The organism is Agromyces rhizosphaerae (assembly GCF_027925245.1).
In the GTDB taxonomy this organism is placed as follows: domain Bacteria; phylum Actinomycetota; class Actinomycetes; order Actinomycetales; family Microbacteriaceae; genus Agromyces; species Agromyces rhizosphaerae.
Genome location: NZ_BSDP01000001.1, coordinates 842418 through 856508, shown reverse-complemented (window position 1 = coordinate 856508; position 14091 = coordinate 842418). Strand labels below are relative to the sequence as shown.

Sequence of the window (14091 nt, the reverse complement as noted above, 5' to 3'; positions counted from 1 at the left end):
TAATAAGGTGCGCTTCGCGTCGAGTTCTCCACAGGCCCGTAGAGGGAGTCGGTCGTCCGTTGGCATCCGGAGTTCCGGGTGGGGGTGCACACCTCCCGCTTCGAGACGGCTGCGATGGGGATGGCGATGACCGACGAGCGAGCAGGACTTCCCGATTCCGAGGCACGTGCACCGCAGGGTGCCACCCGGCGCAGGGTGCTCCGCGGCGCCGCCTGGTCGGTGCCCGCGATCGCGGTCGCGGCGACGGTGCCGCAGGCGGCGGCGAGCGAGCCCGTGGGCGAGGCCCCGTGCGCGGCGACGATCCGGTTCGTGCAGGCGTGCGCCGGTGTGGCCGTGTACACGCTCAGGTACACCGTGAGCACCACATGCACGGAGGTGCTCGTCTACAGCATCACCGTGACCGATCAGAAGGGCACGGTGATCGACGGTCCCGCGCTGTACCGCACGCCGGTCGCGGGAGGCGAGGTGTCGGTCTGGGACACCTACCCCCTGTCCGACCACCCCGGCGCGACGGCGTTCACGGTGTCGGTCGTGCCGACCATCGGAGAGCCGGTGTCCGCCTCCGTGCCGGTCGGGGTGTGCCCCTAGTCAGTGCGGTGCGTCGAGGCGACGCATCCCCCGCGCCCCCTCTGGCAAGCGGCCCGTGCAATCCGCTACTCTCGGTCGGAACGCGCCGATGCGTGTGCACCACCCTCAGGAGCGACGGACCGATCAGGGGCGGCCATGACCGACGAACGTGCACCACTTCCCGACGACAGCGACGCGACGACGCCCGGTACGTCACGGCGCGGCGCACTGCGCGCGGCGGCATGGTCGGTGCCCGTGATCGCGGTCGCGGCGACCGCGCCGCAGGCGGCCGCGAGCGTGCCGTCCGACGAGCCCCCACCCGACCCGGACTGCCAGGGGTGGATGCGTCTGGAGGCGTGTCATCGGGACGAGGACGGCGACCTGTACGCAACCGTCCGGGCGGAAGTGGCCAACCCGTGCGACGACCCCATCGAGGTGCAGGGCTTCTCCCTGTATACGCGCACGGGTTTGGTCACGAACGAGCCGGGCACCGTCATCCCGCCGGGTGGCAGCGCGTTCTACGACGTGGTCGACCACCCCGTGGAAGGCGAGTTCGTCATCTTCTATGCGTACGCCCCGACGCCGGGCGGCACGATCTACCAGACGGCGACCCCCGACGCGGTGTGCGACTGATGGGCTACGACAGCGGCGCGGCCCTGGCTTCGAGCTGCCTCTGAGCCGTACGCCGGGTCGTGCACCTCGGGGCATCCGCGCGCTCCGAGCAGTGCCTGATCGTGGGGAACACCCGCGTCGGTCGTCGCGTTGGGCCTTGCGGGTGACCATCGCCGTCGTGCGATGATCGCCCGGGGCACGTGACCGTCGCCCCACGCCTCGACCCGGGAGTCCCACTGCCTGCCTCGCTCTTCGACCCGATCACCCTCCGCGGCGTCACGGCCCGCAACCGCATCTGGGTGCCGCCCATGTGCCAGTACCACGCGGATGCCCGTGACGGCATGCCGACCGAGTGGCACCACGTGCACCTCGGCGCACTCGCCCGCGGCGGGGCCGGTGCGGTCATCGTCGAGGCGACCGCGGTCGTGCCCGAGGGGCGCATCAGCCCCGAGGACCTCGGGATCTGGAACGACGACCAGCGCGACGCGCTGCGGCAGATCGTCGACTTCATGCACGGCCAGGGCGCGCTCGCGGGCATCCAGCTCGCGCACGCCGGGCGCAAGGCGTCGACCTATCGGCCGTGGGCGGCCGAGCGCGGATCGGTGCCTGTTGACGAGGGCGGCTGGGAGACCGTCGCACCGAGTGCGGTGGCCTTCGACGGGTACGCGGTGCCCACGGCGCTCACCCTCGACGGCATCGCCGAGGTGGTCGCGGCCTTCGCGGCATCCGCCCGCCGTGCCGTGGACGCCGGGTTCGACCTGCTCGAGATCCACGCCGCGCACGGGTACCTGCTGCACGAGTTCCTGTCGCCGCTCAGCAACCGGCGCACCGACGCCTACGGCGGCGCGCTCGAGGGGCGGGCGCGCATCGTGCTCGAGGTCGTCGACGCGGTGCGGGCCGAGGTCGGCGAGTCGGTGCCGCTGCTCGTGCGCTTCTCGGCGACCGACTGGGCCGAGGGCGGATGGAGCCCTGAGGAGATGGAGCAGGTCGCGCGCTGGGTCGCCGACCGCGGCATCGATCTCGTCGACGTGTCGTCGGGCGGCAACGTGCACGCGCGCATCCCGCTCGGACCGGGCTACCAGGTGCCGTTCGCGTCGGGGCTCCGTGCCGCGACGGGCGTGCCGACCGCGGCCGTCGGCCTGATCGACGACGCCCACCAGGCCGCCGAGGTCGTCGCGTCGGGCGCCGCCGACGTGGTGCTCGTCGGGCGCGAGGTGCTGCGCGACCCGAACTTCCCGCTGCGCGCCGCGCGCGAGCTGGGCGTCGACCTCGACTACACGCCGCCGGCGTACGAGCGCGCCTACCGCTAGGTCGCGGCGGCCGTCAGGAGGCGGTCGCTGACGAGGCATCCGCCGCCTGCCCCGCCCGGTACGGCGCGTTCAGCCGCCGGAACGGGATCGCCGCGGCGACGTAGAGCACGAGCAGCAGCGACAGGGCGAGCACGACCACCCACATGCCGCGCGGCGTCGTGAACGCGAGCGCGGCGCCCGCGATGCTCGGCACGCTCGCCGCGATGCCCGCGAGCAGGAGCACGGCGAGCAGCCCGCACGTCCAGCGCGCCCACGTCCGGCGCCCGCCGATCGCGTAGCCGCCCGCGATGGCCGCGAGCGCGACGCCGAGCGCGCCGCCGCCGAGACCCTGGGTGAGGAAGTCGACGAGCGCGCCGGGCAGCGCGAGCGGGAACGCGGCGAAGAGCAGGGGAGCGGATGCCGCCCAGTGCAGCGCCCGGCGATGACGCACCGGGTCGGCCACGGCCGACGCACCGAGCGCCACCCCGATGATCGCGCCCGGCAGCAGGAGCGCCAAGAACGTGCCCACCCAGTGCACCGCCGAGATCGCGCCGCTGATCTCGGCCATGTACGCGCGGAACGACGCCGCCCACGCGAGCCCGCACACGCCGCCCACGGCGGCCCATGTCGTCACTCGCGTCGTCGTCGCCCGCATCAGGACCTCGATCGAACTCTACGCCCGCCGCGCGCGCATGGGGTCCGTGCGCCCACTGGCCCGCTGCGCCGTGCCCCGGCCGTGGCGAAGTGTCGGATGTCGTGGGCGACACGCCGCGCCGAGCCGACGACACGCCCTGGCCCGAATCCGCCGCCCGACATCTCGTCGCGGGGTGTGCGACCAGGTGCCGGCGGAGCGGGTCGGATGCCACCGGCCCGGCGCGCCCCTCCATGGAGCGGGTTGCGGAGTCGCGCGATGACACGCCGGGCGGACAGTCCTCGCACCGGCGTGTCGTCGCGCGACTCCGCATCCGCGTGCGCGCCGACGCCGGAGTAGCGTGGGCCGTGGCGGCGCGGTGCGCGCCGGGGGAGGGCGATCGCATGGCACTCGCGCCGATTCCGGAGGGCACGCGCGGGCCCGAGCCGCGGCACCCGGGGAGGTTCGCGCGGGGCGCCGCCGACTGGATGGTGCGGCGTCTCGCGGCCGCCGACGGGCGCGCGATGCTGACGAAGGCGATCGTCGTCGTCACGATCGGGCGCAAGACCGGCGAGGAACGGCGTACGCCGGTCGGGTGGTTCCCGGCGGACGGGGGCTGGATCGTCTTGGCATCCGCCTCGGGCTCCAGGCGGCATCCGCAGTGGTACCGCAACATCGCCGCGAATCCCGGCCGGGTCGCCGTCGAGACAAACGGCGAGCACGTGCCGGTCGACGTCGAGCAGCTCGCGGGCGCCGAGCGCGACGCCGAGTGGGCGCGCATCGTCGAGGCGCTCCCGGCGTTCGCGCGCACGGCGCGGAAGACCGACCGCGAGTTCCCGATCCTGCGGCTGACCCGCCGCGCGGGCTAGCCGGCGGCGACGCGCTCCAGCAGGGCGGAGACGCGCGGGCCCATCACCTCGTCGAGCGAGATGACGGTGCCCGAGCGCTCGACGCCGTCGATGGCGAGGATGTCGGCCGTGATGCGACGCAGGTCGGAGGTGTCGCGCGCGACGACCTTCAGCAGGTAGTCGGCGTCCCCGGTGGTGGAGTGCACCTCGACCACCTCGGGGATCTGCACGAGGGCGGACTCGGTGGCGGGGGCATCCGCCTGCCTGGCCTCGAGCGAGATGAACGCGGTGAGCTTCAGGCCGAGCGCGGCGGGGTCGATGCGGCGGCTCGTGTCGCCGAGCACGCCGCGGTCGGCGAGGCGGCGCAGGCGGGCGTGCGCGGTGTTGCGGGCGATGCCGAGGCGGCGCGAGAGGGTGAGGATCGTCGCGTCGGGTTCGTCGTCGAGCGCGAGGAGGATGCGGGCGTCGAGCGGGTCGATCTCGTCCATGCTGCGCATTCTGCCGCATTTCTAGCGCAAACGAGGGCATCTGTCGCAGTCGGATGCCACTGAGTTGCGATGCACGGCACTGCGAACCGATGATCGGTGATCATGACGACCGATGCGCGCCCCGTAGCCGACGCCCGCCCCGCCGCCGCGCCCGCGCCGGTCGGCGCGCCCGAAGGGGCATCCGTGCGCCACTCGGTGCTCGACGACGTCACCGGCATCGCGACCGGCGTCTTCGTGGCATCCCTCGGCCTGTTCCTCCTGAACAGTGCGCAGATGGTCACCGGCGGCACGGCCGGCCTCTCCCTGCTGATCGGCTACGCCACGGGCATCCCGTTCGGCATCGTCTTCCTCGCCGTGAACACGCCCTTCTTCGTGCTGGCCGCGCTGCGGAAGGGCTGGCGGTTCACGGTCAAGACCGCGATCGCGATCGTGGCGGTGTCGCTGCTGTCGTCGCTGCATCCGCTCGCCATGCCCGGCTTCCAGGTCGACCCGCTCTACGGCGCGATCGCCGGCAACCTGCTCGCGGGCATCGGCCTGCTCGTGCTGTTCCGGCACGGCGCGAGCCTCGGCGGCTACAACGTCGTCGCGCTGCTCGCGCAGGAGCGCCTCGGCTGGCGCGCCGGCTACGTGCAGATGGCGTTCGACCTGGTCACCGTGCTCGCCGCGATCGCGACGATCAGCCCGCTGGGCCTCGCGTACTCGCTGCTCGGCGCGGCGCTGCTGAACCTGGTGCTCGCGCTCAACCACCGGCCGGGGCGGTACTTCGGGGCCTGAGCGGCCCGCGCGGCGCGCGCCTCGTCCCCGCCGCCCGCTCGTCGTCCCCGCCGTCGGCCGCCGCCGCCACGCCGATCCGCCGCGCCCGCCGATCGCCGCCGTCACGCCGATCTCCCCGCCGCGGATGCCCCGCCGGCGGGCGCTTTCGCGACCCCCGCGAACGCGTGGAAAATGGGTATACCTTCTGCAACCTTATGTGTATGATTGCCTCATTGTCCGACAATAATGACGGGCGATGCGACAACGAAGTCACTCAAGGAAGTGGGCAATCACATGCATCGAGGCATTCAGAGCGCACTGGGGGTGGCCGCGGTGTTCTCCGTCGTGGCACTCGCTGGCTGCGCGAGCAGCGGCGACGCCGGAGCCAGCGACTCCGAGGGGAGCGAGGTCGAGCTCACCTACATGGCAGCCGACGGGAGCTGCGCGAGCGGTCCCGCGGACGGCATCAACTTCGACGAGGCGAACGCGTACGTCACCTCGTTCCAGCAGCCGTCGACCGGCCTGCTGGAGACCGAGCCGCTCCCCGAGGCGGTGACGTCGGACACCACGGTCGCGTTCCTCAACAACGACACGGCCGTGGCGGGCATAATGTACGCGTACATGGAGCAGGCCGCAGCGACCGCGGGCGTCGAGCTCGTCAACGTGAGCACCGGCACCGACGCGCAGAGCATCAACTCGGCGCTGAACTCGGTCATCGAGCTGCAGCCCGACATCGTGATCTCGGTCGCGATCGACGCCACGTTCTTCCAGGACCAGCTGGCCACGCTGCTCGACGACGGCGTCGCGGTCGTCTACGCGTCGCAGCCGAACGCCGAGGAGTTCGGCACCAACGACTCGCTCGGCGGCCTGAACGGCTCGCAGGTGAACGGCAAGGTGCTCGCGGCCGGCGCGATCAACTTCACCTGCGGCACGGGCGACGAGTTCGTGTTCTACAACATCCCCGAGCTCGGCTTCTCGGCCATCCAGCTCGAGTCGACCGAGGAGTACCTCGCGGAGCTGTGCCCCGACTGCAACCTCCGCGTCGTCGACATCTCGATCGCCGACCCGAGCCCGGCCGACAAGATCGTCAGCGACCTGCAGTCGCACCCGGAGACCGACTACTTCATCACCCCGGGTGACCAGTTCCAGGTCGGCCTCGCCGACAAGGCGAGCCTCGCCGGCATCGAGAACGCCTACGGCTTCGGCCAGTCGTCGCTGCCGCCGAACGTGCAGCAGCTCGTCGACGGCCAGCAGTCCGCCGGCTTCGCGGTCGACCTCAACATGTTCATGTGGATGCTGCTCGACGAGGGCTTCCGCAAGCAGCAGGGCGTGTTCAGCGAGTACGCGGACTGGGACGCCGTGAACCGCTCGGTGTCGCTGGTGCTCACCCAGGAGAACGCCGGCGACTACGTCGAGGGCTTCGTGGCCTACCCCGGCTTCGAGGACGACTTCCTCGCCCTCTGGGGCAAGTAGGAGCGACGCGCGGTCCCGCCCGTGCCGGTGCCACCGGCACGGGCGGGACCGCCACCCGCCGGGTCCCCCGGCACGCGGCGATGCCGCACCCAGACGCAACGGAGCGCGCGCACACCCGCGAGTGCCCCCACCCCGAAACCTGAGGACGAGAGCATGAGCGAGTCGCCTGCGCAGGGCGCGGCATCCGAGGCCGAACCGCTGCTGCGGATCGAGGGCATGACCAAGGACTTCCCGGGCAACCGGGCGCTCGACGACGTCTCCCTCGACGTGCACAGCGGCGAGATCGTGGCGGTCGTGGGGCACAACGGGTCGGGCAAGTCGACCCTCGTCAAGATCCTCGCCGGGGTCTACCAGGACGACGGCGGCACGGTGGAGCTCGCCTCGACGGACGGCGAGGAGACCGAGCTCCACATCATCCACCAGGACCTCGGGCTCGCCAAGGAGCTCACGGGCATCGAGAACCTCGGCATCACCCGCTACCACGGCCGCGAGGCGTTGGCCCCGTACAACCGGGCGCGCGAGCAGGAGCACGCGGAGCGGCTCATCCGGCGCTTCGGGGAGCCGTTCGACCTGAACGTGCCGATCGCGCGGCTCGCGCCGGCGCAGCGCGCGATCATCGGCATCGCCCGCGCGCTCGACGGGTGGAAGCACTCGCGGAACGTGCTCATCCTCGACGAGCCGACCGAGGCGCTGCACGCGAGCGAGGTGCAGGTGCTCTTCGACGCGGTGCGCACGCTCGCGGCCGAGGGCGCCGGCATCATCTTCATCTCCCACCGCCTCGACGAGGTGCTCGACCTCGCCGACCGCGTGGTGATCCTGCGCGACGGCAAGTGCGTGGCCGACGAGGACCGGGCCACGCTCGACCACGACCGGCTCGTCTCGTACGTGACCGGCGTGCCGATCGGCGAGGCCGAGACCGGCGAGCCCTTCCGCGGCGACCTGCAGGAGGTCGTGCTGCGGGTCGAGCAACTCGCGGGCGAGGCTCTCGAGGGGATCGACCTCACGATCCACGGCGGGGAGGTCGTCGGCGTCGCCGGCGTGCTCGGCTCGGGACGCGAGGCCCTGCCCGCGATGCTGTTCGGGTCGATCGACGCGACCGCCGAGACCTACGAGCTGCAGGGCAAGCCGTATCGCAACCGCAGCGAGGCCGAGAGCATCCGCCGGGGCATCGCGTTCGTGCCCGGCGACCGCGCCCACCTGGGATCCGTGCGGCCGATGAACGCCCGCGAGAACGTGACGCTCCCCGAGCTCGGCTCGCTCACGACGAAGCTCGGGGCGATCAGCATCAGCAGGGAGCGCCGGCACGCGGCCGAACTCGTCGAACGCTACGACGTCAAGCCGCCCCGGCCGGAACAGACCTTCGCCCAGTTCAGCGGCGGGAACCAGCAGAAGATCGTCTTCGCGAAGTGGCTGCGGAACGATCCGGCGCTGCTGCTGCTCGAGGAGCCCACGCAGGGCGTCGACATCGGCGCCAAGCGCGCGATCTACGACGCCGTGGACATGGCCGCCGCCGGCGGTGCCGGGGTGCTCGTGTGCTCGTCGGAGGCGAAGGAACTCGTCCGGCTGTGCAACCGCGTGCTCGTCCTCCGGGACGGGAAGGTGGTCGCCACCCTCGAGGGTGAGCGGCTGAACGAGACGGAATTGGTCAAGCAGGGGTACGGACTCGGAGTCGAGGTAACGAAGTGAAGAAGACCGAAGCGATCACCACGGTCGAGACCGGCAGCACGCCCACCGCGCAGCCCGGCAAGTGGCGGCGGGCGCTGTCGTTCCAGAACATCAGCGCGATCTACATCTTCGTGGTGCTCTTCGCGATCTTCGCGATCCTCACCCCGCGGACGTTCCTGACCCCCGGCACCTGGCTCGTGCTGCTCGACGCGCAGTCGATCACGGTGCTCGCCGCCGTGGCGGTGCTCATCCCGCTCGTCACCGGCGCGTTCAACCTCGCGATCGGCGCGGAGGTCGGATTCGCCGTCATCCTCGTCGCGGTGCTCCAGGTGCAACTCAACGTGCCATGGGGACTCGCGGTGCCGATCACGATCCTCGCCGGCGCGCTCATCGGCCTGGTGTCGGGCCTGCTCATCACGCGCGTCAAGATCGACTCGTTCATCGCGACGCTCGGCATGAGCTCGGTCCTGCTCGCGGGGCTCTCGTTCCTCTCGGAGAACCGGCAGATCATCGGCCTCCAGGACGGCTTCCGCCAGTTCGCCACCGGCGGCCTCTCGCTGTCGGTCGAGAACCCGAACTTCAAGATCACCAACCCGGTGTTCATCATGCTCGTGATCTCCCTGGTCGTCTGGTACCTCCTCGAGCGCACCCCCGCGGGCCGTCGCATGTACGCCGCCGGCTACAACCCCGACGGCGCACGGCTGTCGGGCGTCAACGTCGACCGCCTGCGCATCATCGCCCTCATGTCGGGCGGTGTCATCGCGGGGTTCGCCGGCGTGCTGCTCGCCTCGCGCATCAACGCGGGCGACCCCACGGTCGGCCCCGGCCTGCTGCTGCCCGCGCTCACCGCGGTCTTCCTCGGGTCGACGCAGTTCAAGGGCGGCCGGTTCAACGTCTGGGGCACGGTGATCTCGGTCTACGTGCTCGCGGTCGGCATCAAGGGCTTGCAGCTGCTCGGCGCGCAGAACTGGGTCAGCGACCTGTTCAACGGCGTGGCGCTGCTGGCCGCGGTCGGGCTCTCCCGCTGGGAGCGCACGGCGCGGCGCGCGGGCGCCGTGCGACGGGCCCTGCCGTTCTCGAAGAGCAACAAGACGGACCCGCCGAGCGACGGGCCGACGGACGCGCAGGCCACGCCCGAGAAGGAGATGGCGCGCACCTGACGTGCCCGGTGCGATGGGGCCGGCGGCGCGTCGGCCCCATCACGGGCGCTCAGGGCACCGTCAGCACGACCTTGCCCGCCGGGTGCCCGGTCTCCAGCCGCCGGTACGCCTCGACGATGTCGTGCAGCGGGAACTCCGCGTCGATGCGCACCCGGAGCTCGCCGCTGGCCAGCTCCGCGGCGAGGCGCTCGACGAGCGCGCGGTCCATGCCCTTCCGGCCGACGTGCGCGACGCCGTACCGCTCGGCGTAGCCCGAGACGGTGTTGATGCGGGTGCGCGGCACGCCGAGCTCGAGCGCGGCCTCGATGGTCTCGGGGCCGCGCTGGTCGAGCACGCCCGTGATGCCGTCGGGGGCCGCCCCGCGGAGGCGGTCGGCCAGCCCGGGGCCGTAGGCGATCGGCTCCACGCCGATCTCCCGGAGCAGGTCGTGGTTGCGCTCGCCGGCGGTGCCGATCACGCGTGCGCCGCGGCGCACCGCGAGCTGGCACGCCGTGTACCCAACGCCGCCGGCCGCGGCGCTCACCAGCACGGTGTCCTCCGGGCCCGGGTCGAGCCAGGCCGTCGCCACGGCGCCGGTCTGCAGCGCGACGGGGATCACGGCGGCGCTCGAGAACGCCAGACCGGCGGGCTTCGCCGCGAGCAGGTGGCCGCCGGCGGCGACGCGCTCGCCGATGACCCACTCGCCGGTGCCGATCACCTCGTCGCCGATCGCGAAGCCCTCGGCCCCCTCGCCCGCGCCGACGACGACGCCCGCGAACTCGCGGCCGATCCCCGACGGCAGCGGCGCGATCGGCGTGCCCCCGCGCCGCACCTTCACGTCGGCCGGGTTCAGGCCGGCCGTGCGCAGCTCGACGAGGAACTCGCCGGGGCCCGGCTCGGGTTCGGCGACGGCGGCGAGCTCGATGACCTCGGGGCCGCCGTAGCGGCGGTAGCGGGCGGCGATCATGCGGGCCTCTCCTCGGGTACGCCCGTCGCGGGCACTGACGAGCGTAGCGTCGCGATCAGCCCGGCAAGCCCGGCGATGCTGATCACGGCCGCCCAGGCGACGACCGCCGACCAGCCGTGCTGGTCGAAGGCGAGTCCGAGCAGCCAGCCTATGAGCGCCGCGCCGGCGTAGTACCCGATCGTGTAGAGGGCGGACGGCAGTGCGCTGCCGCGACCGAGCGAGGCCGCCCAGCCCGCGGCGACCGCGTGCAGCGCGAAGAAGCCCGCAGTGAGCACCACGAGCCCGGCGATGATCGACGGCAGCCAGTCGGGGATGGTGAGCGCGAGCCCGGCGAGCTGCGTCAGCACGGCCGCCGTGAGGGTGGTCGGCCGTCCGAGGCGCGCGACCAGGGCGCCGGCCCGCGCGGCCGTGGCGGAACCGACGAGGTAGATGCCGAAGATGGCGGTGACGACCGCCTCCGGCAGGCCGAGGCCGGGGCCCAGCAGGCGGAACCCGGTGTAGTTGTAGGCGGCCACGAACACGCCCATCTGGGTGAACGCCAGCAGGCAGATCGCCCACACCAGCGGATTCGCGAGCGCGCGCCTGGTCGAGCCGGGGGCGGCCGGGTGCTCGGCGGCCCGCGGGGCGAGCAGGAGGAAGACCAGGGCGGCCCCCGCCGAGAGCAGCGACACGGCGACGAGCGCGAGACGCCAGTCGGCGGCCGTCGCCGCGAACCCCGCGACGAACCGCCCGCTGAGGCCCCCCAGCGCCGTGCCCGCGATGTACCACCCCGCCGCGGCGGCGGTCCGCCGCCGGTCGACGACGTCGCCGAGGTGCGTCAGGGCGAGGGCCGGGATGCCCGCGAGCACCGCGCCCTGGGCCAGGCGCACCGCCAGCAGGGAGGCGAACCCGTCGGTGACGGCGACGAAGGGGCCGAGTGCGATCGTCGCGATCACGGCGATGCGGAGCAGGAGGCCGCGGCGCACGTGCCGGGCGGCGATCGACCAGGGCACGACGGCGACCGCGAGCCCGAGCGCGCCGGCCGAGAGCACGAGCGCCGAGGTGGACGGGGTCAGCGCGAACTCCGCGCTGATCGCGGGCAGCAGCGCCTGCACGCCGTAGAGCTCGGCGAACGCGACGAGCCCCGCGGCCGCGAACGCGAGCACCGTCGGCGCGTAGGGGTGCGCTGCAGGGGCCACGCCGGGTGCGGCCGGGGAGGACCCGGGCGCGCCGGCCCGGCTCGCATCGCCGCCCGGCGCGCCCGCGCTCACCCCAGGTCGCGCCGGCTCACCTCGGCGATGGCGCTCCAGTCGGCGTCCTTCAGCTCAGGGTCGGCGAGTGCGGTCTCGAAGACATGGATCAGCGCCGGCATCGTCGCGGGGGAGACGCCGCCCGCGGCCGCGATCTCCTCGGCGAGCGCGAGGTCCTTGCGCCCGAGCGAGATGTGGAAGCCGGGCGGTGAGTACGCCTGCTCGGCGATCAGGCTGCCGTAGCCGGTGTAGACGACGCCGCCGAACAGCGTGCTCGACAGCAGCTCGGTGAACAGCTTCGGGTCGACGCCGAGGCGCTCGGTCATGGCGACCGACTCGCCGATGGCCTGCATCGCGTGGATGATGTTGTAGTTCACGGCGGCCTTCACCGCGTTCGCCACCTCGGGCCGGTCGCCGAGTCGCCAGACCCGCCTGCCCAGCACCTCCAGGTAGGGGAGTGCGGTCTCGACGTGCCCGGCGGGCCCGGCCGCGAGGATGTTCAGCTCGCCGCGCGCGGCGACCTCGGGGCGGCCGAGCACCGGTGCGCCGACGTAGCCGGCCCCGGCGGACTCGAACGCGCCCGACAGCCGCTCCGCGAGCGTGGGGCTGATCGAGGCCATCATCACGTGCAGGCGACCGGATGCGGCGGGAATCGCCTCGTCGGTCAGCACCGCCTCCGCGGCGGCGTCGTTGGCGAGCATCGAGAACGACACGTCGGCGGCGAGCGCCTCCGCGGGCGTCGTCGCGGCGCGGGCGCCGGCCGCGACGAGCTCGTCGACCGGGCCCGTCGAGCGGTTCCAGACCACGACGTCGTGCCCGGCGCCGACCAGGCGCGCGGCCATGCCGCGCCCCATCGAGCCGAGGCCGAGGAATCCGAGGGTGCTCACGCTTCGCCGCGTCCCCACGTGGTGTTCAGGTGCGACTGCGAGTCGCGCTTGAGGTTCAGCGGCCCGTCCACCGTGTAGTAGCTGCGGCCGGCCACGATGAGCTCCTCGGCCGGGAACTTCGTGATGACCTCGCATCCGGTCGCCGTCACGACGACCTCCTCCTCGATGCGGGCGGCGCCCCAGCCGTCGGCCGACGGCCAGTAGGTCTCGAGCGCGAAGACCATGCCCTCCTGCAGCACCTCGGGGTGGTCGAGCGAGGTGAGGCGGGAGAAGATCGGCTTCTCCCAGATCGACAGGCCGACCCCGTGGCCGTACTGCAGGGCGAAGGCGGCCTCCTCGTCGGGGAACCCGAACTCCTGCGCCGTCGGCCACACCTTCACGATGTCGGCGGTCGTGGCACCCGGCCGCACCAGTGCGATGGCCCGGTCCATGTACTCGCGCGCCCGGGTGTACGCGTCGCGCTGCGCCGAACTCGCCGAGCCCACCGCGAAGGTGCGGTAGTAGCAGGTGCGGTAGCCGTTCCAGCTGTGCAGGATGTCGAAGAACGCCGGGTCGCCCGGGCGGATCAGGCGGTCGGAGAAGACATGCGGATGCGGGGAGCAGCGCTCGCCGGAGATGGCGTTCACGCCCTCGACGTACTCCGATCCGAGGTCGTAGAGGGTCTTCGCGACGACCCCGACGGCCTCGTTCTCGCGGACGCCCGGGCGGAGGAAGCGGTAGAGGTCCTCGTACGCAGCGTCGACCATCGACGCGGCCTGGGTGAGCAGCCGGATCTCGTCGGGGGTCTTGATGCGGCGCGCCTCCATGAAGACCTGCTGGCCGTCGACGACCTCGATGCCCTCCTTCTGCAGCGCGAAGAGGATCGGGAGCTCGATCACGTCGACGCCGAGGGGCTGGTTCGCGAGGCCGAACTTCTCGAGCTCGCGCTTGATCTTCTTCGCGACGCCCTCGGCGATCTCGGCGTCGGGCGGGAACGCCCCGCGCAGGGTCGAGATGCCGGCGCGCGCGCCGGACTCGAGCCGGGGGCGCTTGGCGCCCTCGTGCGGTGCGTTCGGGTCGGCGTCCATCTCGGTGCTCGTGACGTCGAGCCAGGGGTTGTAGAGCGCGTGGTGCTTGGCCGCCGAGCCGAAGTCCCACACGATCGGGTCGGTGTTGCGGGTGAGCAGCGCGAAGCGGATGAGCTTGTCCATGGCCCACGTGCCGATGTGGGTGGCGCTCATGTAGCGGATGTTGGAGAAGTCGAACGCGAGCACCGCGCCGAGCGACGACGCCTCCAGCTCGGCGCGGAGTCGCGCCAGCCGGGCATCCCGGAGGCGATCGAAGTCGACCCGCTCCTCCCAGTCGACGCCGTTCGTGCCGGTGGTGCCGGTGCTCTTCATCGAGTCCTCCGTGTGCTGTCAAGAGTCGCTTGTCGCGTGCAGTCTAACTTAACACTCGGATGCCACCGGGTCGAGTGTTGGCGGAATTCCGCCGCGAAATCACGCCGAATCGTGCGACACGCGCCACGAATCATCTGCTCATGCTTGACAGCGACCCGTGCCGT

14 protein-coding genes are annotated in these 14091 nt (G+C 72.4%); 8 read left to right on the top strand and 6 right to left on the bottom strand.

Annotated elements, in window-relative coordinates:
* Positions 1-126 precede the first annotated feature (126 nt).
* From QMG39_RS04085 to QMG39_RS04075, 3 genes are all read left to right on the top strand, one after another.
* A complete protein-coding gene (locus QMG39_RS04085) occupies positions 127-588 on the top strand; it encodes a hypothetical protein (RefSeq protein ID WP_281882585.1) in 462 nt (153 codons plus the stop codon).
* A gap of 135 nt (positions 589-723) precedes the next feature.
* Positions 724-1200: a hypothetical protein gene (locus tag QMG39_RS04080; RefSeq protein ID WP_281882584.1), complete on the top strand. Its 477-nt coding sequence runs from the start codon at positions 724-726 to the stop codon at positions 1198-1200.
* A 215-nt stretch (positions 1201-1415) separates the two neighbouring features.
* Positions 1416-2489, top strand: coding sequence for an NADH:flavin oxidoreductase/NADH oxidase (locus QMG39_RS04075; protein WP_281887148.1), 1074 nt, complete (start codon positions 1416-1418; stop codon positions 2487-2489).
* A gap of 13 nt (positions 2490-2502) precedes the next feature.
* Here QMG39_RS04075 and QMG39_RS04070 read toward each other — a convergent pair whose 3' ends face one another.
* Positions 2503-3102, bottom strand: a complete 600-nt coding sequence (locus QMG39_RS04070) for a hypothetical protein (protein WP_281882583.1) — start codon at positions 3100-3102, stop codon at positions 2503-2505.
* A gap of 401 nt (positions 3103-3503) precedes the next feature.
* Here QMG39_RS04070 and QMG39_RS04065 point away from each other — a divergent pair, with 401 nt between their 5' ends.
* Positions 3504-3968 (top strand): nitroreductase family deazaflavin-dependent oxidoreductase, encoded by a 465-nt coding sequence (locus tag QMG39_RS04065; RefSeq protein WP_281882581.1) that lies wholly within the window; start codon positions 3504-3506, stop codon positions 3966-3968.
* Here QMG39_RS04065 and QMG39_RS04060 read toward each other — a convergent pair.
* Positions 3965-4435 (bottom strand): Lrp/AsnC family transcriptional regulator, encoded by a 471-nt coding sequence (locus QMG39_RS04060; RefSeq protein ID WP_281882580.1) that lies wholly within the window; start codon positions 4433-4435, stop codon positions 3965-3967. The two genes, QMG39_RS04065 and QMG39_RS04060, sit on opposite strands and share 4 nt — an antisense overlap.
* A 102-nt stretch (positions 4436-4537) precedes the next feature.
* Between QMG39_RS04060 and QMG39_RS04055 the strand changes: the two genes are divergently transcribed.
* The 4 genes from QMG39_RS04055 (at position 4538) to QMG39_RS04040 (ending at position 9486) form a co-directional block, all read left to right on the top strand.
* The gene (locus tag QMG39_RS04055; RefSeq protein ID WP_281882579.1) at positions 4538-5209 is read left to right on the top strand and encodes a YitT family protein; all 672 of its coding nucleotides are present in this window, start codon (positions 4538-4540) and stop codon (positions 5207-5209) included.
* Positions 5210-5482: 273 nt separating this feature from the next.
* Positions 5483-6661, top strand: coding sequence for a substrate-binding domain-containing protein (locus tag QMG39_RS04050; RefSeq protein ID WP_281882577.1), 1179 nt, complete (start codon positions 5483-5485; stop codon positions 6659-6661).
* A gap of 153 nt (positions 6662-6814) precedes the next feature.
* A complete protein-coding gene (locus tag QMG39_RS04045) occupies positions 6815-8347 on the top strand; it encodes a sugar ABC transporter ATP-binding protein (protein WP_281882576.1) in 1533 nt (510 codons plus the stop codon).
* A complete protein-coding gene (locus tag QMG39_RS04040) occupies positions 8344-9486 on the top strand; it encodes an ABC transporter permease (RefSeq protein ID WP_281882575.1) in 1143 nt (380 codons plus the stop codon). Before QMG39_RS04045 ends, QMG39_RS04040 begins: the two co-directional genes overlap by 4 nt.
* Before the next feature lie 49 nt (positions 9487-9535).
* Here the strand turns inward: QMG39_RS04040 and QMG39_RS04035 are convergent, their stop codons facing one another.
* The 4 genes from QMG39_RS04035 to QMG39_RS04020 all read right to left on the bottom strand — a co-directional run bounded on the left by QMG39_RS04035 (position 9536) and on the right by QMG39_RS04020 (position 13927).
* Positions 9536-10432, bottom strand: a complete 897-nt coding sequence (locus QMG39_RS04035) for an NADP-dependent oxidoreductase (protein WP_281882574.1) — start codon at positions 10430-10432, stop codon at positions 9536-9538.
* A complete protein-coding gene (locus QMG39_RS04030; protein ID WP_281882573.1) occupies positions 10429-11610 on the bottom strand; it encodes an MFS transporter in 1182 nt (393 codons plus the stop codon). The genes QMG39_RS04035 and QMG39_RS04030 overlap by 4 nt, the downstream gene beginning before the upstream one ends.
* A gap of 68 nt (positions 11611-11678) precedes the next feature.
* Entirely contained in the window at positions 11679-12548 is an 870-nt protein-coding gene (locus QMG39_RS04025) for an NAD(P)-dependent oxidoreductase (protein ID WP_281882572.1), read from the bottom strand.
* Positions 12545-13927 (bottom strand): M24 family metallopeptidase, encoded by a 1383-nt coding sequence (locus QMG39_RS04020; protein ID WP_281882571.1) that lies wholly within the window; start codon positions 13925-13927, stop codon positions 12545-12547. Before QMG39_RS04020 ends, QMG39_RS04025 begins: the two co-directional genes overlap by 4 nt.
* Positions 13928-14091 lie beyond the last annotated feature (164 nt).

Excerpts from the sequence above, each read along its gene's own strand:
- QMG39_RS04080 (WP_281882584.1), top strand. The coding sequence starts at position 724 with ATGACCGACGAACGTGCACCACTTCCCGACGACAGCGACGCGACGACG.
- QMG39_RS04035 (WP_281882574.1), bottom strand. The coding sequence starts at position 10,432 with ATGATCGCCGCCCGCTACCGCCGCTACGGCGGCCCCGAGGTCATCGAG.
- QMG39_RS04065 (WP_281882581.1), top strand. The coding sequence starts at position 3,504 with ATGGCACTCGCGCCGATTCCGGAGGGCACGCGCGGGCCCGAGCCGCGG.
- QMG39_RS04060 (WP_281882580.1), bottom strand. The coding sequence starts at position 4,435 with ATGGACGAGATCGACCCGCTCGACGCCCGCATCCTCCTCGCGCTCGAC.
- QMG39_RS04045 (WP_281882576.1), top strand. The coding sequence starts at position 6,815 with ATGAGCGAGTCGCCTGCGCAGGGCGCGGCATCCGAGGCCGAACCGCTG.
- QMG39_RS04020 (WP_281882571.1), bottom strand. The coding sequence starts at position 13,927 with ATGAAGAGCACCGGCACCACCGGCACGAACGGCGTCGACTGGGAGGAG.
- QMG39_RS04085 (WP_281882585.1), top strand. The coding sequence starts at position 127 with ATGACCGACGAGCGAGCAGGACTTCCCGATTCCGAGGCACGTGCACCG.
- QMG39_RS04055 (WP_281882579.1), top strand. The coding sequence starts at position 4,538 with ATGACGACCGATGCGCGCCCCGTAGCCGACGCCCGCCCCGCCGCCGCG.
- QMG39_RS04050 (WP_281882577.1), top strand. The coding sequence starts at position 5,483 with ATGCATCGAGGCATTCAGAGCGCACTGGGGGTGGCCGCGGTGTTCTCC.